Origin of the sequence: Chryseobacterium potabilaquae (assembly GCF_902728265.1) — a bacterium.
Taxonomy (GTDB): domain Bacteria; phylum Bacteroidota; class Bacteroidia; order Flavobacteriales; family Weeksellaceae; genus Chryseobacterium; species Chryseobacterium potabilaquae.
The window spans coordinates 160,249-184,237 of the sequence record NZ_CACVBR010000001.1 but is presented as its reverse complement, the minus strand read 5'-3'; the positions used below and the strand labels follow the sequence as shown (position 1 = coordinate 184,237).

Below are 23,989 nucleotides of genomic sequence, written 5' to 3'. Positions count from 1 at the left end.
AGACTTATTTTTGTTTCTTATTAAAACGTAATGGAAGATTTCAATAGTTGGAAGGATTTATTAAACCCTGAGTTTTATATAAAATTAGGTGGGTTTTGGCTCATTTTATTCATTATTTTTGCTGAGACAGGACTTTTTGTTGGCTTTTTTTTGCCAGGAGATTCTCTGCTTTTTGTTTCAGGAATTTATGCTGTTGATATTATGAGAGAAACGTTTGGCTCTACAGGAAGTGAGCTGCTAGATACTACTATTTTAGCATCGAGTGTTTCTCTTGCAGCTATTATTGGTAACGAAGTAGGGTATTATTTTGGAGTAAAAACAGGTCCTACATTATACAAAAGGCAAGATACGATGTTATTCAAAAAGAAATATCTCTATCAAGCTCATGACTTTTTTGAAAAACATGGTGCTTTAGCCGTTATTATGGCAAGGTTTTTACCTGTTGTAAGAACTTTTACTCCTATTGTGGCAGGAATTGTAAAAATGGATAAAAAAGAGTTTTTAAGAGATAATATTATTGGAGCTATTCTTTGGTCATTCTTACTTATTTTTGCGGGACATTATCTTGATAAATTGTTCATTCAACAGTTTGGGATTGATCTAAAAAAGAAATTAGAATTAATTATTATCGTCATTGTATTGGTTACTACTTTACCTGTGATCTTTAAGTTTTTATTCGGGAAAAAAAATGATTTTTCTAAATATGAAAATCACGATTCTGAATAAAAAAAGAAATAATAAAAATTAAATAAAAAAACCTTCTTCTCAGAAGGTTTTTTTATTTAATTTTTTGATGATAGGTTAGTAGGAGATTAAATTGTATTACATATTTTTTAGTATAGCACAATCTTTACAAAATGGGAAAAAATTTTACTTTAATCTTGCTGGTTACCTGTAGTCTGTAATTTCAAATACATCATCTGTTTCATTGAAAGGAAATCAGCAAGAAATTAATCTTTCTTTCGTGGAAAAGGGAAATTATGTGATTTCAATAGAAACAGAAAATGAAACAGTAAGCAAGAAGTTTATTAAGTAGATTGAATTGGAGTCTAATTTTTAATCCACTTCAGTATATTGGGATAGATAATACTATCCCTTTTTCTTTTGCTAAAAAAGCGAGGAGTATGCCCTGTATTTTTCATAAATACCAATTGGTGAGGAATATGATGAGCTGTTAAAACCGAATCTAAAGCTAACCCTTGACGTTTATTCACCAAGAAGTCTTTATTACCTTGAAAAATCAAAGTAGGGACATGGGAAATGTTAGCAATAGGGCTTGCTTTTTTAAATTCATCCGAAAGATGCTGTCGGTTAAATTTTGTACCTACCACTTTTTGAAGGGTAGGGGAAGTGTATTTTGAATAAAATGAATTTAGATATTCTTTGGAATAAAAATCCGTGGGCCCACTCATCGAAATAATTTTTTTAATTTGTTCTGGATGTTGATATCCATAGAGTAATGCTAAATGTCCGCCCGCACTTTCCCCAAGAAGAATATAATTATCCGGTTCTAATTCTGCTTTATCTGCTAAAGAATTAAATTTTCTAATAGCTGCAGCAATATCGTCTAGCTGTTCTCTATAAGTGATTTTTTTGGATCCGGAAACTAATCGATAGTTGATATTTATACTTGGAATATTATTTTTGAATAGCATTTTCTGGACATGAATCATTTGTTCTTTCCTTCCATATTTCCAAGCTCCTCCATGAACAATAATCACTGTAGGCGAAGTTTTATTATAGCTGGAAGGAAGAAAAATATCCATTTTTTGCTTTTTATCTTCACCATATTTTAAATTGTATATTTTTTGTTCCTTATTAGGCCCTATCCAAATTCTGAATTTTGAATGGCAAGAATTTAAAATAAAGCCAATACATCCTAAAATAAAAAAATGGTATTTAATGATTAGCTTTTTCACAGGTTAAATGTACATAAAATTAATATAAAGGCAAAAGCTTATAATGTGACTTATCTCAGTATCAGAAGCTTTTACTTTTTATTCTCAGTAATATCATTTTATAACTTTAATCGGTATAAAATTAAAATTATAGGGTAACTACAATTTGAAAGTCGAATTAAATAATTATTTTTGTCCAGCTTAACATACATTAAAAAAATATTAAAAACATGGCGTCAGGCTTTTTTGCAATCCTAGATGATATTGCAGCTTTAATGGATGATGTTGCAGTAACGAGTAAGTTAGCAACTCAAAAAACAGCAGGGATTTTAGGAGATGATCTGGCTGTAAATGCTGAAAAAGCAACTGGATTTCTTTCTTCCAGGGAATTGCCGGTTTTATGGGCGATTACAAAAGGTTCATTTATTAATAAATTGATTATCCTCCCGATAGCATTTTTGCTCAATGCATTTTTTCCTTTAGCTATACAATACATTCTAATTTTAGGTGGTCTTTACCTTGCATTTGAAGGGGTTGAAAAAGTAATTGAGTTTTTGTTTCATCGTTCCAGGAAAGGCCATGAAGTAGTAGAGGAGAGTGTGAAAGAGGAAAATGCAGAAGACTCCGAAAAGGCAAAAATAAAATCAGCTATTATGACGGATTTTATTCTTTCAATAGAAATTGTAATCATTGCATTAGGAACGGTAATCCAGCAAGAGCACCCATTATTAACACAAATTATTACAGTAACTTTTGTAGCATTCCTTGCCACTGTGGGGGTATATGGTATTGTGGCACTTATCGTAAGAATGGATGATGCCGGTTTTAAACTGATTAAAAAAAGTAATGATAAAGGATTCTTTTCTAAGTTAGGGCATTTATTAGTAATGGCATTACCTTTTGTGATTAAGTTGTTAGGAGTAGTGGGAACGGTTGCTTTAATTCTTGTTTCAGGAGGTATTTTTGTTCATAATATTGAGTATATTCATCATTTGCTTCCTACTTGGCCATCAATCCTTAAAGAATTTACTTTTGGGGTAATTGGTGGATTATTAGCGGTGATATTATTTACTTTAAGCAAGAAAATTTATTCTTTAGCTACTCGAAGATAAACTTTTATTGTATGGATGCTTATACATTATATTCCCCATAATATTTATAAGCTTTTTTATGAGCTATGAGAAACTTATCGATTGATGTATTGAAAATTATAATGGCATTTTTTGTCGTTTTTTTGCATATGCATGTTTTAAAAGTTTCTCACCCGGAGCTAAGTTATGTCTTGGTAAATGGGCTTTTTAGAATAGGCGTGCCTATTTTTTTAATCATTACGGGCTATTATTTCTATTATGTAGATACTTTTCATAAATTCAAAAAATGGTCCATAAGAATTCTTTTATTGTATTTGATTTGGTCAATTATCTATATTCCGCTTTGGAAAGAAGATGATCATTATCTACTGAATATTCTTTTTGGGTATCATCATCTATGGTATTTAATAGGGATTTTTTTCTCAGGGATTTTATTATACTTATTAAAAAATATAGATGCCAAAATACTAGGGATAAGTATTGTAGGTTTATTCATTTGTGGATATAGTATACAGTTTTTAGCAAACTCACATTATTTTGTAGGAGAGGTTGATATAGTATTAAATATATTTCCAACGTATAGAAACTTTCTGTTTGTTTGCTTTCCCTTTTTAGGAATTGGTTTTCTTATTAAAAAGCTTAATCTGGATGCCGCTGTTAAACCTTCACTTTGGCTAGTGCTAGTCTCGATATGTTTGGTAATTTTTGAAGCTTTTTTAAATTATAAAGTTCTTAATTTGAATAAAAAAGAAAGTGTGGATATCTTACTTTCTTTAATGTGGGCTTGTCCATTATTGTTTTTATATTGTAAAAATATCACGATAAAAACAGATTCTAGAATGTTAGCCAATATCTCTACAGCCATTTATTTGATACATCCGTTGCTCATGCATTTCATTTTTAAATCTTCGTATGCTTATATCAGAGCATTTGAAAATGAAATTTTTATTATAACGTTACTAAGTGTAAGTTGTATTTTGGTCTATATAAATAAAAGAATAAAATATTTGCTGTAAACTTTGAATTCACTATGGTAAGGTCTATGCAAATAAAAAGAGGCTTTTTAAAATAGCCTCTTATAATATATTTAATTGAATAAGTCCTTTACTTTATCGAAGAAAGTTTTTTCTTTTCCGGAAGGTTCCGCTACCATTTCTCCACTGGACATCTGTGCTTCAAAAAAGTCTTTTTGCTCTTTTGTTAGTTTTTGTGGCGTCCATACATTAATATGAATAAACATATCACCTTTTCCATAACTATCAATACTAGGAAGTCCTTTTCCTGCTAATCTTAAGATTTTTCCGGATTGCGTTCCTGGATCAACGGTGATTTTTACTTTACCACCGACCGTAGAAACTTCTTTTTTAGTTCCTAAAGCAGCTTCTGCGAAAGAAATATACAACTCTTGGTGAAGATTGTCACCTTCTCTTTTAATTACTTTGTCAATTTCTTCTTCAATGATTACCAAAAGGTCACCTGGAATACCTCCGAAAGGAGCATCATTTCCTTTTCCTCTTACATTCAGCTGAATTCCATCTCTTGCACCCGCAGGAATATTAATAGATACTTCTTCTTCATCTTTGATGAGGCCTTGTGCATTGGCACCAGCAGGGATTTTATCAGCAACCTTTCCAATTCCTTGACAAGTACTACAGGTTGTTTGAGTTTGCATTTGCCCAAACATGGTATTCATCACTTTTAATTGAACACCAGATCCATTACATGTAGGACAGGTTTTTGAAGTGGCTCCTTCTGCCATCTTCATCTTTTTTACTTTAATGGTTTTCTGAGTTCCGTTCACCATTTCATCGAGGTTCAGTTTGATTCTGATTCTCAGATTAGAACCTTTTATTTGCTGACGTCCACCTCCTCCGAAGCCGCCACCGAAACCTCCTCCGAAATGTCCTCCAAAAATATCTCCAAATTGACTGAAAATATCTTCCATATTCATTCCGCCACCAAAACCACCGCCACCAAAGCCGCCGTTTCCACTCATTCCTGCATGGCCGAACTGATCATATCTTGCTCGTTTTTGCTCATCACTTAATATTTCATAAGCTTCAGCTGCTTCTTTGAATTTTTCCTCAGCCGCTTTATCGCCCGGATTTTTATCAGGATGATACTTAATGGCCATTTTACGGTATGCTTTCTTTATTTCGTCGGAAGATGAGGATTTGCTTACCTCAAGAACTTCGTAATAGTCTCTTTTTGACATGACTTTCTTTAATTGATGATTGATAAATGAAACTAAATGTTTTTACAATGTACAGTAGATACATCTAGTTCTCATTTATTATTAATTTCCTGTTACTACTTTTGCAAAACGGATTACTTTATCGTTTAAAGTATAACCGGTTTCAATGACATCTACAATTTTACCTTTCAAGTCTTCTGATGGCGAAGGAATTTGTGTGATCGCTTCATGAAAGTCAACATTAAAGTTATCTCCGGCATTTACCTCCATAGTTTTCAATCCTTTTTCAACAAGCTTGTTTTTGAATTTTTGATAAATTAATTCAACACCTTGTAAATCAGCTGGATTTCCATTTTTCGCAATTTCTTTTAAAGCTCTTTCAAAATCATCCAATACACCAAGCATAGAAACCATCATATCTTGATTTGCATATTGGAAAAATTCCATTTTTTCTTTAGAAGTTCTCTTTTTATAGTTTTCGAATTCGGCATATAATCTAATATAACGATCTTTTTCTTCTGCCAAAAGTTCCTCAGCAGAAGGTGAAGTTGTCACATGAGGTTCAGAATATGCTTCCTCCTGAATATTGTTTTTTTCCTGATTATTGATGCTATCTTCGTTAATATCCTGGTTTTCCATAATTCAATATTTATTTTCTTTATATTTTGACAAAGATTCTGCCAAATAGAAAATGTAGGACATTAAGGCAGAAAATTAATTTTCTGTAAAGGTTTGATATAATAGGTAAAGATTGAGGGTAATAATAATTATTGAGATTGCCCACACGCATATTTTCATAAAAGGTTTGTTGACAAATTCACCCATCTTGGCTTTGTCGTTGGTAAACATAACTAAGGGCACCACTGCAAAACTCAATTGCATAGATAAAATAACTTGACTTAATACTAATAATTCTGTGGTTCCTTTTTCACCATATATAATGGTTACAATCAATGCCGGAATCACTGCAATTAATCTGGTTATTAATCGTCTTAGCCAAGGTTTTAATCGAATATTTAGAAATCCCTCCATTACAATTTGTCCGGCAAGTGTGCCTGTAAGGGTAGAATTTTGTCCGGAAGCTAATAAAGCAATAGCAAATGCAATACTTGCCATGGAAGCTCCTAAAATAGGAGTCAACATTTTATATGCATCATGAATATCCGCAACATGTTCATTTCCGGTAGTGTGAAATGTAGCGGCTGCTAAGATTAAAATGGCTGCATTAATGAAGAATGCTAACATTAATGATACTGTACTATCTAGAGTAGCAAACTTAATGGCTTCTTTTTTTCCCTCTTTGTCACGCGCATAATCTCTGGTTTGTACAATGCTGCTATGTAAATACAGGTTGTGAGGCATTACAGTCGCACCCAGGATTCCAATGGCGATATAGAGCATAGTTGGATTTTGAATGATTTCTTTTTGAGGAATTAACCCTCCTAAAATTTCATTAAAAGCAGGCTTTGAAATTACAATTTCATAAATGAAGCAAGCAAGAATAACAAAAATTAATCCTCCTACAATACTTTCAATCCAACGAAACCCTTTTGCTTGGAGAAGAAGAATAATCAAGACATCAATCGTTGTAATCACAATTCCCCAGGTTAAAGGAATATGAAATAATAAATTAAGTGCAATGGCAGAACCTATAACCTCCGCAAGATCGCAAGCAGCAATAGCAATTTCGCAAAATACCCAAAGAATGAAATTGGTAGTAGGGTTGAAATGATCTCGACATGCTTGGGCTAAATCTCTTTCTGCCACAACTCCTAATTTTACTGAAAGATGTTGCAATACCATTGCAAAAATATTTGAAATTAAAATAACGGAGAGTAGTGTGTATCCAAATTGAGCACCCCCGGCTATATCAGTAGCCCAGTTTCCAGGATCCATATATCCTACAGCTATCATCAATCCTGGGCCTGCAAATGCAAGATACTTCCTCCAAAATGTTGCTTTGCGAGGTACTTTTATTGATGAATACACTTCAGGTAATGAATGCAATGTTTTATCTTTTCGCCATGCGTTTTTTATATTAAAGCTCATAAATGTTAGAAATGACTAACAAATTTAATTAAATAAATATAAAAACAAAGTGATTGCACAAAAAAATCCCGATACTGATTTTCGGGATTTGAATAATATGAATATGTAAAAGTTTTTATTTTGAGAATCTTATGGACATTTTACGGTCAGTAGCTCTTTCTGCATCTGATGCTTTAGCATCCACTTTAGCAAATTGACTTCCATATCCTTCAGCATCTAAAACCTGTCCGCCAACACCTGCCTTAGACAACCAATCTTTTATAAAAGTAGCTCGAGCTTTAGATATTTTTACGTTGGTAGCTTCATCACCTGTTTTATCCGTGTATCCTCCAATCTTAATTTTGGCATCTGGATAAGCTTTTAAGATGGCTACTAAATTATCTAGCTGTCCCTGAGAACCTGTTTCTAATTCTGAGGAGCTTCCCATTTTAAAGTTTACATGGTCAAAATCATACCATTTATCCTTTAGCATAGTATCATCTTTAGCATTTTTGTAACCATTAGACTTTAAAAAAGTGATCATTTGGTCTTCCATTCCACCTTTGTATCCTTTAAGAGAGGTTCCATTTAAATCAATATTTTCATCTACTTTTCCAGTTGTAGATGTATCCATATCATGATTTGTATGAGTAATAACTGCAGAATCTGTTTTCTTTCCTGTAGAATCCGTAGTAGCAGCCATAGTTGTCGTTGTTTCTGTTTTCTTCCATTGTTTCCAAAGGAAATAACCTGCTGCAATTAACAGTAAAAGCGGAAGCAACCATTTCCAGATTGAGCCTCCGCTTTCATTATTTCTATCAGGATAAGTTCCTGTAGGAGTAGTACTTCTTGTAATTTCTATAGGTTGTTCCTGGGATGACGCTTTTATGGTATCATGATCGAATTTATATCCTTTGGCCCAATCTCCCATATTTAAATCTCCTAAGGTAAGTCCCGCAGGTAATAATGAAGATACGATACCTTTTTGGTCATCTAATAGTTTGGAAATACCAGATGCTTCTAAATTATTATCAGTAGCATATTTTCCAATAGAACCTATAGTCGCTCCTGTTACTAAGTTCATTAGAGAGCTGGCCGAATTATTATTGACTCCAGCATAGGAGGCTATTGTATTTACCAATCCATTGATTTTGTTACCAAAAATAGTAGACAATACATTTGATATCATGGAGTTATTAGAAGATCCGCCTAATAAATTTCCTAAAATCCCACTAGATCGAGAAGTGACAATAGCTTCTAAAACGGTAGGATTATTAGGATTGTTTGCCAATCCACCGATTATTATTGGTAATAATCCACCAATAGCTTTAGAAATACCAGATTCACTTTCTCCAAATTGAGAGGAGGCTTGTGATACTAAAGCAGGACCTAATTGCTCTTTAATTAAATCAATGACGTGTAAAGACATAAGTAAGATGTTTTGAGATTAATGTTGTATAAATTTAAACAAAAATTCATCAAAACACCTTATTTTTTCAAGAGTTTTAATTAAAACATTATGGAAATATTAATTTTTGAAAAAATTAATAGGCTTTAGCAAACAAAACTCTCCTTTTAGATGGTTTCCCTGAAATTAAAGAAATTCCTTCTTCCATATCCTCATCAAGAGGAATACATCTGATTGTTGCCTTGGTTTCATCCTTTATTTGCTCTTCTTCTTCAGCAGTTCCATCCCAGTGTGCATAAATAAAGCCGCCCTTCTCTTCAAGAACTTTTTTAAATTCTTCATAGGTATCAACTTTAGTAATATTGTTTTTTCTGAAATCGAATGCCTTATTATAAATGTCCTTCTGAATGGTTTTTAATAGTTCTTCGATATAAGAATCTAATCCTTCAATAGATCGGGCCTCTTTTGTAAGGTTATCTCTTCTCGCTATTTCAACAGATTTGTTTTCTAAATCTTTTGGTCCAATAGCTATTCTTACGGGCACTCCTTTTAATTCATATTCAGCAAACTTCCAACCTGGTTTGTTTTGAGTATCATTATCAAATTTTACAGAAATTCCTTTGGCTTTCAATTTAGCTTGAATGTCTAAAGCTACTTCACTAATTTGGTTCAGTTGTTCCTCTCCTTTAAATATAGGAACAATAACCACCTGGATCGGAGCTAAAGTTGGAGGTAATACGAGTCCAAAATCATCTGAGTGAGTCATAATCAAAGCTCCCATTAAACGGGTAGAAGTTCCCCAAGAAGTAGCCCAAGCATGTTCAATTTTACCTTCTTTATTGGTGAATTTTACATCAAATGCTTTTGCGAAATTTTGACCTAAGAAATGAGAAGTCCCTGCTTGAAGGGCTTTTCCGTCTTGCATTAAAGCTTCAATACAATACGTTTCATCTGCCCCTGCAAACCTTTCTGATGGGGTTTTCAATCCTTTTATTACAGGAATAGCCATGAAGTTTTCTGCAAAATCAGCATATACATCATTCATTTTTTCAGCTTCTTCAATAGCTTCGTCTTTTGTGGCATGAGCGGTATGCCCTTCTTGCCATAAAAATTCTGCAGTTCTGAGGAACAAACGTGTTCTCATTTCCCAACGAACTACATTGGCCCATTGATTGATTAGTATAGGTAAATCTCTATAAGATTGGATCCAATTTTTATAAGTATTCCAAATAATGGCTTCAGAAGTAGGACGAACGATTAATTCCTCTTCCAATTTTGCGTCAGGATCTACAATGAGTTTATGAGGATTATTTGGATCGGTTTTTAGTCTGTAATGGGTTACTACGGCACATTCTTTTGCGAAACCTTCCGCATTTTTTTCTTCTGCCTCAAATAAGCTTTTGGGTACAAAAAGAGGAAAATAAGCATTAACGTGACCCGTTTCTTTGAATCTTTTGTCCATTTCATCACGCATTTTTTCCCAGATTGCGTAGCCGTATGGTTTAATTACCATGCATCCTCTTACTCCTGAGTTTTCAGCTAAGTCAGCTTTTACCACTAACTCATTATACCACTTGCTGTAATCTTCACTTCTTGAGGTTAATTTTGCCATTATTTTTTTAATTTTTTTTAACTTTTGACTATTATTGTAATCTAAAAATAAAAAATCTATTTTTAATAGATTTTGTACCAGTTTTTTGGTACATTTTTGGTACAGTTTGCAAATATAATTTAAATATAAATTCTTTACGTTATCATGAAAAAAAATATACATAAAAATTTGTTTGATCAACTAAAATCTAAGGGTGTTTTAGTTATATCGGGCGGATTATTGCTGATGTCTTGTACCGCCCAAGTAGGAGGATACAGCGAGACGGATGGGGTTTATTATGATCCTAATAAAGACACTTTACCTCAAGGAGTAATCATTAATGACGATGGAAATAGAGTAGGGGAATATTATGATTATTACCAAGGTTCGAATGTAATTCAAAATGCAGAACAAAATTCCAAAGATCAAAGTAATAGATATAGCGGTTGGAATGATTATAATTTGAATACCAATGCAACCAATTCTGACTGGGGAAACTTTTCAGGAAACGTAACCAACTATTATGACAATTCTTGGGGGTATGGTTTGTATGGAGGCTATAGCCCATATTGGGGTTGGAATAGCGGTTGGGGAATGGGACTTGGATTGTCTTGGGGCTGGGGTGGTTCCTGGGGCTGGGGCGGTTGGAACTTTGGCTGGGGCGGCTCTTGGGGCTGGGGTGGATATTCACCTTATTGGGGCGGATACTATGGTCCGTTCTGGGGCGGAGGTTATGCTGTTCCTTATAAAAGAAGAGGTGTAGATGGAAGATATAACAGCTATAACGGAAGTTTCGGATCATCCAATTCATCTTCTGGATTTAGAAACAATATGAATAACTCTACGTTTAGAACTAGTAATACATCCAATGGTGGATTCAGAAATAATACAAATAATAATGGATTCAGAAATAACCCAACCAATGGTGGGTTCAGAAGTAACAATCCACAAAGTATGCAAGGAAATACATATAATGGAGGTAGGGGATTTAGAAATAATAACCCTAATATGAATTCTCAACCAAGACCTAATTATAGCCAACCAAGATATAATGGATCTTTTAGAAATGATTCAGGATTCAGAAGTAATGACAGTGGTGGTTTCAGATCATCAGGAGGATTTAATAGTGGTGGAGGTTTCAGATCAGGAGGTTCATCGTCCGGCGGCGGTTTTAGATCCGGTGGCGGTTTTAGAGGAGGAAGATAATCAAGAAAACATATAATAACTATTAAAAAATGTTAAAAAAATCTTTAGTATTAATGAGTGTTTCTGCAGCATTTTTTGCTCAGGCTCAAGATATATCGGTGTTAAGGAACTCCATTGATGTATATTCCAATACACCAATGACAGGTTCTTCCAAGTTTAATGCTATGGCAGGTTCTAATGGAGCCTTAGGTGGAGACGCTAGTTCTTTATTGACAAACCCAGCGGGTATAGGAGTTGCCATTTCCGGTGATGTTTCAGGGACGTTATCTATTACCAATAATAAAAATAGAAGCTCTTTAGCGGGTTCTTCTATTAATTATAATATTAATAGGGTTGATCTTGGAAATGTAGGAGGCGTTGCTGCTTTTCAATTGATGTCCGATAGTGGATGGAAGTTTCTGAATGTAGGGGTAAACTTTTCTAATCAGTCTATTGAAAACTATGTAGAATCTCCCGGAAATGGAAATATAGTTATTTCAAAAAGCTTAATAGATACTAATAATAACCCGGTTACAGGCAATCTAACCTATTTGGGACATGCGTATAATAGATATGGAACTCAATCTAAAATGAATATTGGGGTAGGAGCCAACTATGAAAATTTTCTTTATTTAGGAGCCGGTTTAAACTTTCATTATGCTGATGTAGAACAGCATGATACGGCCGCTTTTGGATTGGATTTGGATAATTCAGTGAGTTCTTATGATAAACAATATACACCATATACTGAAAAATCTAATGGATTTTCGGCTTCCTTTGGTGTGATTGGAAAAGTAAGTAAGGAGTTTAGATTGGGAGCAACTCTTGAAACACCTACTTGGTGGAGAATTGATAGACTGTATAATGAATATGGATTAAATAGTCAGAGCTCTATGGTTTCTGATGTTTTTGGTGAAAGCATCAATTTTAGATCTCCTATGAAAGCAACATTCAGTGGAGCATTTGTGCCCAATAAAAACTTTGCTTTAAATGTGGATTATACATTGGGACTTACTAAACCTAAATACAGTGAGGATGCAGATGTTGATAGAGAATTAAATGGTTTCTTTAAGGATAATTATAAAAACCTTTCTGAAGTAAGAGTAGGAGCAGAGTATAGAATCCAAGGTTTCAGATTAAGAGGAGGATATTCTTATGCTACGAGTCCATTTGATTCAGGGTCTGTAAATGCTTACGCAAATAATGGAACAGTAGGGTCTAGTAATTATAATAACTGGACATTAGGACAAAGAAATACTTTTGGATTAGGTTTAGGATATGATTTTGGAGGTTTTTATATTGATGCCTCTTACCAGAATATCAGTTCAACATATAATAATCCGTTTTTATATGGAAAAGTTATTGTAGATAATGGTAATCCTACACAATACTTCGCTACTGGATATAGCTCAGGTAGTTTTGATGTAGTGAATGAAAGCTACGCAGTATCTGATGTGAAAAATACTTTTAATAATTTCTTTATTACATTGGGTTGGAAATTTTAATGGTCATCCAAATGTAATTAAGTAATGAGATAAATAAAACTCCGGATGATTATTCGGAGTTTTTGTTTTTTTTTAGTTTTCAATTAAAAACAGGATTGTTATATCTATGATTATTGATTGATCAAATATATTCATTTAGCAGGAATACTGCCTTTCAGAAATTCAAAATAAAATTATGATAATCTATCTTTTAGAGCTAGATTAGTAATTTTATTTATACTCTTACTAACTTCATTAGTGGTTCAAACGAATAAAGTGCTGGTCTCCTTCCTGAGGCGGCCTCTTTTTGCACTAAATATTCTCTGTCTATTAATTTTTTAATCACTACCGTTGCGGTAGCAGCAGGAATTTGTGTAGTACTAACGAGTTTATTATTCCTAAAAACAGGGTTGGTAAAAATAAAGTCAAGAATGACAACACTCCATTTAGAAGAAAGTAAGTCAGTGAATGTTATTTTCATTTCTTCATACAAATTTTTAATGCGTTCTGCAATTTCCAAATTTTTAGTGGCTTGTTTTTGTACTGCGGTGAGGAAGAACTTTATCCATGTGTTCCAATCATTATTTTTGGATACATTTCTCATGGCTTCTATGTATTCCTCTTTATGTTCTTCGAAATAGCCGCTGATATAAAAATGGGGCTGTGATAGGACGCCGGATTTCCATAATAAAAGTGTTATGATCATTCTCCCAATTCTTCCATTACCGTCCTGAAAAGGGTGTAATGCTTCAAATTCAATGTGGGCTATACCAGTTTTTATCAATGAAGGGGAAGAATCGTTTTCTATATAATTTACTAGTTCGGATAGACCATCATTTAGTTTTTCGGGACTTATAGGGATAAATTGGATCTTTTTAGCAGAACGATCTGCTAGAAAGTTTTGTTCTTTTTTAAATTCTCCAGGTGCCTTTGTTGCTCCTCTTCCCGAAAATAATAATTGCTGATGCATCTGTTTGATGAAACTAAGCGAAAAATTATATCCCTCTTCTAAAGCCAATTGGGCATTTTTTAAAGCTCTTTGGTATAAAATTGTTTCTATTACATCTGCTCTTGCATTTTCTGAAAGTCCCCCTTCATTATCTGCTTCATATTGTAAAATTTCATCTATTGTACTTATTGTTCCTTCTATTCTAGAAGATAAAACTGCTTCCTGATTTCGAAGAGGCGCTAACAATAATTCGCTATTATGTAAGTTTTTAATCATTTGGTCAAATCGAGCTAAAGTATCTGTTGCACTGATTAACTCTTGTATAAAAAAATCATAATTAATATTATTGGGTGGAAATTGATCGTAATGATAATTTACAGAATTATCTAAATTAAACTCCATTTCATTTTATTTGTTTACAAAAATATATAAAAAAAGTATACAGCGTCATTTGATTTCCGAAATTAAGTAGATATTGTAATCAAGATATTTTGATTTCGAAAATGGAAATCAAAATATCTTGATTACAATATTTTGTAGAAAAATGAACTCAAATGTTTTTTTGAAAATTGTAAATAAACATTTTTACTTTCAATAGGTGAGAAAAACAAAATATAGCCTTTTTGTTTTCAAGATCTGAATACAAGAATATTTGTTTTCTGAATTTTGTCTAAAACGGAAATCAAAACCTTTGGTTTCTTAATGGCTTTAAAAATTGTACTTAATCGTAAACACGATTAGTTTTAAGATATAGAGTAGTTTCTATTAAGTTGAAATTAAGTCTAATGAAGATGAGTACCTGTAGGATGATAATGGAACAAATGCATAATTAATGCTAAAGAAACTCCCAAAATAACCAATCCTATTTTAATCCAATCAATATTATGATTTTTATTACTTTCAAATATAATTACTGAGGAAATATGCAAAAAGATACCTCCTACAATAGCTAAGAAATAGGGCTGCAGATTGGGATCAAAATAATTTCCTAATAACATACCCATTGGTGACGCTAAAGCAAATAATGCAATAATTAGTAATGAAGGATAGGAAGGTGTTTTGTGTCCTTCTTGTCGATTGAATAAAAACGCTCCTAAAATGAAAGAGATAGGAATGTTATGAAATACAATTCCTAAAAGGTAAGGAGAAAACGTATGTTCTTCACTGGCTAAAGGAATTCCTTCAATGAATGCATGAATAAATAAACCTACCATTAAAGCTACCGGCAGAATATTATGTTCATTATGATGATGAAAATGGCCATGCTCAAAACCTTTTGTAAGCGCTTCAAGAATCATTTGCAAAAGAACTCCTGCAATAACAAAAATTCCTAAATTATGACTTATTTCTGACGTATAAACTTGAGGGAATACTTCATTCAAACAAATGGTGATCAAAAAACCGGCACTTAAAATCAATAAGTTTTTGGCTAATTTTTCTTTTTTTCCGAAATATTTTCCAAGGAGAACTCCCGCAATGACGCTAAATATCAGTAATAGTACTGTAATCATTATTTTTTCTTAAATAAATTGATGCAACGAGAAGAAGTTTCATTAAAATCATTTAACTGATAGTCTCCCCAAATTTTTAGTCTTTCAAATCCACATTCTGTTGCGTAAGACTGGATGGCATTTAGGGTGTGAAGTTTTACTTTTTCAAAGAAGTGGAAAGATTTTCCTTCCGCATTGAAACGGATATCTTTGATGATATGTCTTCCTTCAATTTTTTTGGTGATTTGAAAATCTATCCCTTCACGAGTAATAATAGTTTCAGAAGTAATATTTTTTCTCACATATTCTTCATTAAGATAGTCTAGTACAAAGTATCCTCCAGGTTTTAGAGCATCGTATACGGATTGGAAAACTTTTTTATCATCATTTTCATCATCAAAATATCCAAAACTTGTAAACAAATTGAAAACAGCATCAATAGGATCTGTATCGATAGGATTTCTCATATCATGAACATCAAAAATAAGAGTTTGATTTTCAAATTGTTTATCATACTCAATACTTTGTCTTGAGAGATCTAATCCTAATACATCGTATCCCAATTTATTTAGAAAAACAGAATGTCTTCCTTTACCACATGCCAAATCGATAATCTTGGATGAGGGTGGAAGTTGTAGCTCAGAAGTAAGTTTAGTGATAAAGTTTTCTGCCTCTGTATAGTCTCTGTTACTATAAAGCAAATGATAATAAGGGGTATCAAACCAAGATTCAAACCATTCCATAATGCAAAAATAACTAAATTTGTGGTCTTAAAAAGAAGTATTCTCTTTTAAATGTAATAAATGTTTAGTTTTAAGAGATTTACTGATTAAAATACAATAATAGAAAAAAACAATTTTAACACTATCTATTGATATCTTATTTTTCTAAAATGAAGAAATTAAGGGTTTGTTTTTCAATTGTTCTTTTATTTAACATGACTATATGGATACAGAAAATTTACAAATTCAAATAAAAACATTTTTTGGACTTGAGCAAATATTAGCGGAGGAAATCAAAAAATTAGGAGGAAGAAAAGTGGAGGTTAAAAATCGTGCCGTTAATTGTGAAGGAGATCTTGGCTTTCTTTATAAAATCAATTACTCATTAAGAACGGCTCTTAAAATATTAATTCCTGTTTTTGAGTTCAAAGCTTTTAACCAGCATCAGTTTTATAATAAACTTTCACAATTTGCTTGGGAACAGTTTTTAGATGTAGATCAGACTTTTGCTATAGATGCAACTGTCAATTCAGAGACATTCAAACATTCTCAGTTTGTTACCTTGAAAATGAAAGATGCTATTGTAGATTATTTCCAAGATAAATTCAAAAAGCGTCCGAATATAGAAACGAAAAACCCTGAGATAAAATTTCATTTGCATATTGATAGGGAGTTGGTTACAATTTCTATGGATTCATCTGGTGATCCTTTATTTAAAAGAGGATATAGAAAGGAACAAGGACAGGCTCCTATTAATGAAGTGCTGGCAAGTGGAATGCTTCAACTTGCGGGATGGGATGGAAAAGGAAATTTTCTTGATCCTATGTGTGGTTCAGGAACATTACTTATAGAAGCAGCCATGATAGCGATGGATCTTCCTGCTCAGATTTTTAGAAGAAGGTTTGCTTTCCAGAACTGGAACAATTATGATGCGGAGTTATTTTCAAAAATTAAGGAATTTAGAATCAATCGGGTTAAAGAATTTAATGGGAAAATTGTCGGATATGACATTGATGCAAGAATGCTGAATGCAGCGAGAATAAATATCGAAGCCGCTGAAATGGAAGATGTCATCGAAGTAAAAAAACAAAATTTCTTTGATTCTAAAAAAGAACTTTTTCCTTTATTGATGGTTTTCAATCCGCCTTATGATGAGAGAATTTCTATTAATGATGATGATTTTTATAAAAAAATAGGAGATACTTTCAAAACTCATTATCCCAATACTTTAGCTTGGCTTATTTCATCTGATCTGGAGGCTGTAAAAAAGATTGGTCTTCGTCCTTCGCGAAAAATTAAACTTTTCAATGGCAAATTGGAGACGAGATTTTTACAATATGAAATGTATGAGGGAACTAAGAAAGTCCATAAGATTGAAGGTTAATCAAATTATAATCCCATCTAGTTCTTTTGTGAGTGAGATGGGATTATAATTTGAATAATAAATAGTTTATATACCACTGAACCGAATTATGAACTGGGATTTTCTTGAGATTTTATCCTTGGTGACAGATGCATTAGATTTGTTTACAAAGGATTCATCTTCTACTGAATTAGGCTACCCTATTCAGACCTCTAATAAAAAAGCAAAATATAGTGTTGAAAAAATCAGTTTTGCTTTTCTTTCCATATCCGCGATTATATTCGTAATTGTTTTTGAAAACTCTTTACCTGAAGAAAATTTAAATCAAACAATTATGGTAATTTCATTGATGGGAATCGTATTAGCGTGCTTATTATTCTTTATTTTGCATGTTTTGGAATTGTATTATTTTAAGAATGTATTTCAGTGGTTGTTTTTTAGTTGCTCTACTATTCTTCTGTTAGTTTCCATCATTTTTTTCATTTATTTTAGATCAGGATTATTCTTATAAATAAAAAAGAATTGCACTAGATTTATATTACCTTGCTATTGAAGGTGAAAAGCCATATTGTTTTTTAAAGGCATAAGAAAAATGAGATAAATCTTCAAACCCAACCTCCAAAAATACATCAGAAGGTTTTTTATGTTTTTCAGTTAAATGATAATAAGCTAATTGCAATCGTTTTTGGGTGAGCCACCGCTGAGGTGTTGTTTCAAAAACCTTTCTGAAATCACGATTGAAGGTAGATAAGCTTCTACCTGTGAGGTATCCGAATCTTTCTAAAGGCATATTAAACATATAATTTTTTTCCATAAAATGAACCAGATCAATCTTTCCGGGTTCTTCAAAATCGGCTAATAGGTTATCTACACTTTCATCAATTTCCCTTAGTATACTTATGGCCTCAGTGATTTTTAAAGAAGCAATATGATCAGGAAAAGTTTCTTTTATATCAAAATAAGGGATGAGAGAAGCAAGACAACTTTCCAATAAAGGATGTTGAGTAAAGCTATAGATTTTTGATTCTCCAGAAAGTTTTTTTTGTTTAATCTCAATATTTGAATAATATTCTTTCAGGCGCTCTTTTGTTAAGTGCATTACTACTGCTTTATGAGGCGATCCATTTTTAGGATAATTAATAATGGTTGCTAAATGATTCCTGGGAATTAGAAAGATATCTCCGGCTTTAAAAACATAGGATTTATCTGCCTGAATAATTTTTGTTTCCCCTGAAATAAACCAAACCAGCATATGAAACTCAAAAACGTTTTCTGTTTTAAAGAGCTTATCTTCATACGTAGATAATTTGATATCTGGTGTGATATACTTAATATGAAAATCCATTGCGTTCAAGTTTTCAAATATAAATTTAATTAAAACTAATTATTCTACATTAAATGATATCCCAATTAATTCTTCACTGAGTTTCCATAAACGTTTAGCGTTTTCTCGATCGATAGAATAGGGTTGAACTCCTCTGATGGTGGATGGATCATCATAGGTATGTTCTATTTGTCCATGATCAATTTCTGCAATATCACTATTTTCACAATACACACCTCCGATATTTTCAAGAAGAGGGCTCGTAGCACACCAAATTGTTGTGGCGGCACCTTGTGGAATAGTTTTTAATTTCGCTTTTACTTCAGGCTTTATCTGACCGTTTTTATCATGAGTTCCCATTTGAATATAAAGATCAATTGGCTCTTCCCTTCCCAAATCGGTCCCATAGACAGAGCCTGGATGTAATGAATAGGCTCTTACATTGAATTTTTTTGCTCTTTCGTCTAATGCAACGGTGAATAAATTATTGGCTGTTTTCGATTGCCCATAGGCTAATAAGGTTTGATATTCCCTATGTTCAAAATTAGGATCTTCAAAATTAAACGGTGACATTTGGTGTCCATAAGATGAAACGTTAATGACCCTTGCAGCATGAGCTTTTTTAAGAGCCGGCCACAGATTGGAGGTAAGATGGAATTGTCCCAAATAATTGGTAGCTAATTGTGATTCAATTCCTCGACTGTCTCTTTTTAAGGGGACCCACATAATTCCTGCATTATTAATTAATAAGTCTAATTTCATTCCTCTAGCAAGAAATTTTTCAGTAAAACGATTAATTGAATGAGGATCAATTAAATCCATTTCTTCAATGAGGACATTTTCAATTCCGGAAAGATTTTTCTTTGCTTTTTTTGGATCTCGTGCCGGAATGATCAGTTTGGCACCTGCCTGAGAAAGAACTTTTGTTGTTTCCAATCCGATTCCTGCATATCCTCCAGTTACAATGATGGTTTTTCCTGAAAGATCAATGCCTTTGATCACGTCTTGAGCTGTTGATTGAGAATTAAAACCTGAGTTAATAGGTTTTTGTAAATGATTCTGTTTCATTTTTTTGTTATTTGTTTGTATAACAAAGGTATTGTGGATGAAATCAAATAATTTTGTTTAAAATGTCAAATAGTTTTGTTTAAAATTCCAATTTATATATGATTTTCATGGTATTTTCGTTTATAAATTATCATAAACTGTTTGCGGATTGTTTTATGAATATTTAATTTTGAAAAATTTTCAATTTGAAACCTACTATTTCTATTGTCGTTGCTATTTTTAATCGAAGAGATGAACTTTTCGAACTATTACATTCTTTAACCCAACAAACCGATAAAGATTTTGAAATTATCATTGTAGATGATGGATCTTTAATAGATCTTATACCTACGATACGAAACTTTGAAGAAATTTTGCAGATTAAATATTTCAAAAAGGATAATTCCGGGCCTGGTCTTACCAGAAACTATGGAGCTAAAAGAGCTGAGAATGAATGGCTGGTTTTTGTAGATAGTGATGTGATTGTAGAAAAAGACTATATCGAAAATATTAAAAAAGATATTCTTGAAGTTCCTTGTGATGCTTTTGGAGGAGCGGACAAAGCCCATAAAGGGTTTAATCTGATGCAAAAAGCAATCTCCTATTCTATGACGTCAGTTTTTACGACCGGTGGAATTAGAGGAAATAAAAAAGCTATTTCTAAATTTCAACCGAGAAGCTTTAACATGGGAGTGAAAAAAGATGTTTTTAATAAAGTAGGAGGGTTCTCTGAAATGCGAATAGGGGAAGATCCGGATCTTTCTATGACGCTTTGGGAAAAGGGATATACAACCGCTTACTTTGATGATATTTCTGTTTATCATAAACGGAGGGTTGATTTTGGTAAATTTTCAAAACAGGTATATCAATTTGGATGTGCTAGGCCTATATTAAACCAAAGACATCCGAATTATGTGAAAATTTCATTTGCTTTTCCTGCTCTTTTTCTGATAGGATATATAATGGGATTTTTAGAATACTTTATTTTTGGACGAGGTATTATTCTCGCATTCTATGGACTTTATTCATTTCTAGTTTTCTTTCATGCATTACTTGTTACTCGCAATATTAGTATAGCAGCCATGGCTGTTATTTCAACTTATATTCAAATGTTTTCCTATGGATATGGTTTTCTGAAATCTTGGATATTATTGAATATTTTAAGAATGAAGCCTGAAGAAGCATTTCCCAAACATTTTTATAAAAAAGACTAAGAATAAAAGCTGTTAAATTTTAACAGCTTTTATCATGATAATTTAGAGTATGGAAGTTGTATGTTGTTCAAAAACGCCTACTTTTTGTATGCATTCTTTCATTTTCTGATAAGTTCTTTCAATATCATGATCCAATCCGATGGAGAATCTTATGAGTCCGTCCGAAATACCTATTTCAATTCGTTCTTCTTCAGGGATTTCGGATGATGTTGAGCTCCCCGAACAGGAAAATAATGTTTTATAAAATCCTAAGCTTACCGCAAGATAGCCAAGGTTTTCTGTTTGCATAAGCTCCATTAATTCATTTGCTTTATCTGTTGTTCCTGCATCTAAAGTGAGGAGTCCTCCGAATCCGTACTCTTCATGGATCATACTTTTCATGAGTTCATGATTTTTATGAGATTTCAATCCTGGATAAGAAACTTTCAAACCATCTTTTTCAAATTTTTCTGCCAGATACATCGCATTATAACTATGTTGTTTCATCCTAATATGAAGGGTTCTTAGGTTCTTCAAAATGCTAGCAGATCGAAAACTGTCCATTGTTGGACCTAGAAGCATACAGGCTCCAGTATTTACATTCTTAGTGTCATTAATAAATTCTTGTGTTCCACAATAAACCCCTCCTACAGTATCACTACTACCATTAATGAATTTTGTTAAACTATGGATTACAATATCTGCTCCCATTAATTTGGGGGAAATAGACAGAGGGGAAAACGTGTTATCAACGATAAGTTTAAGATTATTTCTTTTGCATATATCTGAAAGCTTTCTAAGATCGGCAACTTCAAGAAGAGGGTTGCTTACACTTTCACAATAAATAGCTTTTGTGGTGGGAGTGATGGACTTTTCGATGCTTTCGAAGTTATTAATATCTACAAATGTAGTATCAACGTTGAAGGTAGGAAAGAAATTCTTTAAGAATGCATATGTTCCTCCGTAGATGGTTCTGCTTGCAATAATATGATCCCCACTTTTGCAGACTTGCATTAAAACTGAAGTAATAGCGCCCATTCCGGAAGAAGTTACATTGGCGGTTTCTGTATTTTCTAGCTTAGCTAATGCTTGTGCCAGATATAAATTCATGGGAGAAGAATGTCTTGAATATAGGTAACATCCATCAGCATTACCTTCAAAGGTATCAAACATTGTTTTTGCAGATAGAAATGTATAAGTTGAACTATCCGAGATGGAAGGATTTACTCCTCCAAATTCCCCAAAGTATTGCAGATCTTGTATCTCGTTGGCAGCATTAAATTTTATCATGTTTTTTTATTTCAAAAATGTGCTATTTTCCTATTTATTACAATGATAAAATGAATAATTAGATTATAAATCTATTGATTTGGTATATTATAGAAAATAAGTTTATTATATTTGATGCATATAAAATTTTAACAAAAAATTATCTATGGCCTTTGATGAAATTGACAAAAAACTATTACTATTTCTCCAAAATGATGCAAAGCAAACGACGAAACAGCTTTCGTTTCAGTTAGGTTTATCAGTTACTGCTGTCTATGAACGTATTCGAAAACTGGAAAATACCGGAGTTATTTCAAAATATGTGGCTCTTTTAGATAAGGATAAGATTGGAAAAAGTTTTGTGGTTTTATGTCATGTAAAATTAAGCCTTCATAAAAAAGAACATGTTCTCCATTTTGAAAAAGAGGTTATGAATCTGCATGAAGTTACAGAATGTTTTCATGTAAGTGGAGATTATGATTATATTCTTAAGGTCTGTGTAAAAGATATGGCGGATTATAGAAATTTTATGCTAACAAAATTGACTACTTTACAACATATTGCAAGTACGCATAGTTCATTTATGATTTCCGAGGTAAAAAATACAACGGCTATTGTTCTCTAGACTAAAACACCATTTTTAGATGAAATAGGATCGGGTAGATCGCTTTCTCCAACCATTTGAAGTAAGTCTATTTCTATAGTTCGACAAATGGAAAGCATTGGAACATCGAACATTAAGCCTGCAAATGGATTTTCAGAATAATCTCCTACGAGTTCCATGACAATATAGATCCAACCTACAATAATACAAAATGGAATACTTAGCCAAACTCCCCAGCTTCCTATTTTGGCAAATTCATTAACCAGACCTAAAGGCAAGAGTAGAATGAAGATAATATTGAAAATAAATGCCGTACTCGCAAACTGTCTAGGAGAAGGGAACTTTTTTATTCTTTCCGCTTGACCTTGATAATCATAAAATTGATTAAGGCAGGACTGTAATTGCATTTGATGAAAATCTGAAATGGAATCGCTATTTTTTATTTCGTTGATTTCTTTTGCTTGTTTTGAAATTAAATAAGTAGCAAAATTTTTGTAATCAGATTGTAGCTTAAGTTCATCTTCAGATAAATATTTATGTAAAAAAATAGGAGTTCTTCCGTAATCGGGGAAACCGGCTTTAATGAGTCTATTTCGTTTTTGATTGATGGATCCAAAATGTTTTCTAAGGCTAATGTGTTCCCATTCTGTAGGAACCAAAAGTTGTTCGCGGAAGGTATATAACCAAGCAATATGACGATAAATAATTCTCTTTTTTCTTTCTTCTAAATCGATAGCGTTTCCATTTTGGGTATCAAAAGCATATAGCATAGAAGTAAATGATCGGCTAGAATTTACAATACCTCCCCATATTTTTCGAGCCTCCCATAGTCTGTCATACGCTTGATTATTTTTAAAACCAACGTAAAAAGCTTCTGCTGTACCAATGAGTGCAACGGGAACCCAAGGGATTATCATCCATCGCCAGTTGAAATAATAGAAAAGAGTAGCAACTAAAGAACACCAAATAGAAAGCCAGATCAGATGGCCTCCTGCTAAATTCAAGACTTGTTTGTAGTTGAAGTATTTTGTTGTGATCATGACTTGTGGCGATTATATACAGAGGTAAACGAATAATTATTAGTTTAATTATTTAAAAAAATAATAATCTGATTTAACTCTATCCTAATACAAGTTATGAAAAATATGA

Annotated in this window: 23 protein-coding genes; 10 read left to right on the top strand and 13 right to left on the bottom strand. The window is 32.6% G+C overall.

From position 1 onward, the window contains the following. Positions 1 to 30: 30 nt before the first annotated feature. Together CHRY9293_RS00630 and CHRY9293_RS18925 are read left to right on the top strand one after the other, a co-directional pair. On the top strand, positions 31 to 726 hold the full coding sequence (locus CHRY9293_RS00630) for a DedA family protein (RefSeq protein ID WP_122547780.1): 696 nt from the start codon (positions 31 to 33) through the stop codon (positions 724 to 726). A 178-nt stretch (positions 727 to 904) separates the two neighbouring features. Then, positions 905 to 1,036, top strand: a complete 132-nt coding sequence (locus tag CHRY9293_RS18925) for a T9SS type A sorting domain-containing protein (RefSeq protein ID WP_394351015.1) — start codon at positions 905 to 907, stop codon at positions 1,034 to 1,036. 13 nt (positions 1,037 to 1,049) lie between these two features. On the opposite strand, the gene CHRY9293_RS00620 is transcribed toward CHRY9293_RS18925, so the two are convergent. Beyond that, positions 1,050 to 1,766, bottom strand: a complete 717-nt coding sequence (locus CHRY9293_RS00620) for an alpha/beta hydrolase (protein WP_228455430.1) — start codon at positions 1,764 to 1,766, stop codon at positions 1,050 to 1,052. A gap of 362 nt (positions 1,767 to 2,128) precedes the next feature. Between CHRY9293_RS00620 and CHRY9293_RS00615 the strand changes: the two genes are divergently transcribed. Continuing rightward, the gene (locus CHRY9293_RS00615) at positions 2,129 to 3,010 is read left to right on the top strand and encodes a DUF808 domain-containing protein (RefSeq protein ID WP_162031132.1); all 882 of its coding nucleotides are present in this window, start codon (positions 2,129 to 2,131) and stop codon (positions 3,008 to 3,010) included. Between the two features lie 65 nt (positions 3,011 to 3,075). Next, on the top strand, positions 3,076 to 4,005 hold the full coding sequence (locus tag CHRY9293_RS00610) for an acyltransferase family protein (protein WP_162031131.1): 930 nt from the start codon (positions 3,076 to 3,078) through the stop codon (positions 4,003 to 4,005). 71 nt (positions 4,006 to 4,076) lie between these two features. On the opposite strand, the gene dnaJ is transcribed toward CHRY9293_RS00610, so the two are convergent. The 5 genes from dnaJ to proS form a co-directional block, all read right to left on the bottom strand. Next, positions 4,077 to 5,204: a molecular chaperone DnaJ gene (gene dnaJ, locus CHRY9293_RS00605; RefSeq protein WP_122547775.1), complete on the bottom strand. Its 1,128-nt coding sequence runs from the start codon at positions 5,202 to 5,204 to the stop codon at positions 4,077 to 4,079. An 81-nt stretch (positions 5,205 to 5,285) separates the two neighbouring features. Further along, a complete protein-coding gene (locus CHRY9293_RS00600; protein WP_122636859.1) occupies positions 5,286 to 5,822 on the bottom strand; it encodes a nucleotide exchange factor GrpE in 537 nt (178 codons plus the stop codon). Positions 5,823 to 5,897: 75 nt separating this feature from the next. Beyond that, entirely contained in the window at positions 5,898 to 7,232 is a 1,335-nt protein-coding gene (locus tag CHRY9293_RS00595) for an Nramp family divalent metal transporter (protein ID WP_162031130.1), read from the bottom strand. 115 nt (positions 7,233 to 7,347) lie between these two features. Then, complete coding sequence (locus tag CHRY9293_RS00590; RefSeq protein ID WP_162031129.1) at positions 7,348 to 8,640, bottom strand: OmpA family protein; 1,293 nt, start codon at positions 8,638 to 8,640, stop codon at positions 7,348 to 7,350. A 115-nt stretch (positions 8,641 to 8,755) separates the two neighbouring features. After that, positions 8,756 to 10,231: a proline--tRNA ligase gene (gene proS / locus CHRY9293_RS00585; RefSeq protein WP_162031128.1), complete on the bottom strand. Its 1,476-nt coding sequence runs from the start codon at positions 10,229 to 10,231 to the stop codon at positions 8,756 to 8,758. Between the two features lie 144 nt (positions 10,232 to 10,375). Here proS and CHRY9293_RS00580 point away from each other — a divergent pair, with 144 nt between their 5' ends. Then, positions 10,376 to 11,416, top strand: coding sequence for a prolyl-tRNA synthetase (locus CHRY9293_RS00580; protein ID WP_162031127.1), 1,041 nt, complete (start codon positions 10,376 to 10,378; stop codon positions 11,414 to 11,416). A 29-nt stretch (positions 11,417 to 11,445) separates the two neighbouring features. Next, positions 11,446 to 12,900: an OmpP1/FadL family transporter gene (locus tag CHRY9293_RS00575; protein ID WP_185153182.1), complete on the top strand. Its 1,455-nt coding sequence runs from the start codon at positions 11,446 to 11,448 to the stop codon at positions 12,898 to 12,900. Positions 12,901 to 13,114: 214 nt separating this feature from the next. Here CHRY9293_RS00575 and CHRY9293_RS00570 read toward each other — a convergent pair whose 3' ends face one another. The 3 genes from CHRY9293_RS00570 to CHRY9293_RS00560 all read right to left on the bottom strand — a co-directional run bounded on the left by CHRY9293_RS00570 (position 13,115) and on the right by CHRY9293_RS00560 (position 16,061). Continuing rightward, positions 13,115 to 14,230 carry a Fic family protein gene (locus CHRY9293_RS00570; RefSeq protein ID WP_162031126.1) on the bottom strand — a complete coding sequence of 372 codons (1,116 nt, stop codon included), beginning with the start codon at positions 14,228 to 14,230 and terminating at the stop codon, positions 13,115 to 13,117. Positions 14,231 to 14,610: 380 nt separating this feature from the next. After that, complete coding sequence (locus CHRY9293_RS00565; protein ID WP_162031239.1) at positions 14,611 to 15,336, bottom strand: ZIP family metal transporter; 726 nt, start codon at positions 15,334 to 15,336, stop codon at positions 14,611 to 14,613. A gap of 2 nt (positions 15,337 to 15,338) precedes the next feature. Then, positions 15,339 to 16,061: a class I SAM-dependent DNA methyltransferase gene (locus tag CHRY9293_RS00560; RefSeq protein WP_162031125.1), complete on the bottom strand. Its 723-nt coding sequence runs from the start codon at positions 16,059 to 16,061 to the stop codon at positions 15,339 to 15,341. A gap of 202 nt (positions 16,062 to 16,263) precedes the next feature. On the opposite strand from CHRY9293_RS00560, the gene CHRY9293_RS00555 reads away from it, so the two are divergent. Continuing rightward, the gene (locus CHRY9293_RS00555) at positions 16,264 to 17,424 is read left to right on the top strand and encodes a THUMP domain-containing class I SAM-dependent RNA methyltransferase (protein ID WP_162031124.1); all 1,161 of its coding nucleotides are present in this window, start codon (positions 16,264 to 16,266) and stop codon (positions 17,422 to 17,424) included. 88 nt (positions 17,425 to 17,512) lie between these two features. Beyond that, positions 17,513 to 17,914, top strand: a complete 402-nt coding sequence (locus CHRY9293_RS00550; protein ID WP_162031123.1) for a branched-chain amino acid ABC transporter substrate-binding protein — start codon at positions 17,513 to 17,515, stop codon at positions 17,912 to 17,914. 27 nt (positions 17,915 to 17,941) lie between these two features. On the opposite strand, the gene CHRY9293_RS00545 is transcribed toward CHRY9293_RS00550, so the two are convergent. After that, positions 17,942 to 18,748: a helix-turn-helix domain-containing protein gene (locus CHRY9293_RS00545; protein WP_162031122.1), complete on the bottom strand. Its 807-nt coding sequence runs from the start codon at positions 18,746 to 18,748 to the stop codon at positions 17,942 to 17,944. 39 nt (positions 18,749 to 18,787) lie between these two features. Then, complete coding sequence (locus CHRY9293_RS00540) at positions 18,788 to 19,795, bottom strand: SDR family NAD(P)-dependent oxidoreductase (protein ID WP_162031121.1); 1,008 nt, start codon at positions 19,793 to 19,795, stop codon at positions 18,788 to 18,790. 185 nt (positions 19,796 to 19,980) lie between these two features. Here CHRY9293_RS00540 and CHRY9293_RS00535 point away from each other — a divergent pair, with 185 nt between their 5' ends. After that, positions 19,981 to 20,988 (top strand): glycosyltransferase, encoded by a 1,008-nt coding sequence (locus tag CHRY9293_RS00535; RefSeq protein WP_162031120.1) that lies wholly within the window; start codon positions 19,981 to 19,983, stop codon positions 20,986 to 20,988. 42 nt (positions 20,989 to 21,030) lie between these two features. Here the strand turns inward: CHRY9293_RS00535 and CHRY9293_RS00530 are convergent, their stop codons facing one another. Then, positions 21,031 to 22,257 carry an aminotransferase class I/II-fold pyridoxal phosphate-dependent enzyme gene (locus CHRY9293_RS00530; protein WP_162031119.1) on the bottom strand — a complete coding sequence of 409 codons (1,227 nt, stop codon included), beginning with the start codon at positions 22,255 to 22,257 and terminating at the stop codon, positions 21,031 to 21,033. A gap of 145 nt (positions 22,258 to 22,402) precedes the next feature. Here CHRY9293_RS00530 and CHRY9293_RS00525 point away from each other — a divergent pair, with 145 nt between their 5' ends. After that, positions 22,403 to 22,861 carry an Lrp/AsnC family transcriptional regulator gene (locus CHRY9293_RS00525; RefSeq protein WP_162031118.1) on the top strand — a complete coding sequence of 153 codons (459 nt, stop codon included), beginning with the start codon at positions 22,403 to 22,405 and terminating at the stop codon, positions 22,859 to 22,861. On the opposite strand, the gene CHRY9293_RS00520 is transcribed toward CHRY9293_RS00525, so the two are convergent. Then, positions 22,858 to 23,880, bottom strand: coding sequence for a bestrophin family protein (locus tag CHRY9293_RS00520; protein WP_162031117.1), 1,023 nt, complete (start codon positions 23,878 to 23,880; stop codon positions 22,858 to 22,860). The genes CHRY9293_RS00525 and CHRY9293_RS00520 overlap by 4 nt on opposite strands. Positions 23,881 to 23,989 lie beyond the last annotated feature (109 nt).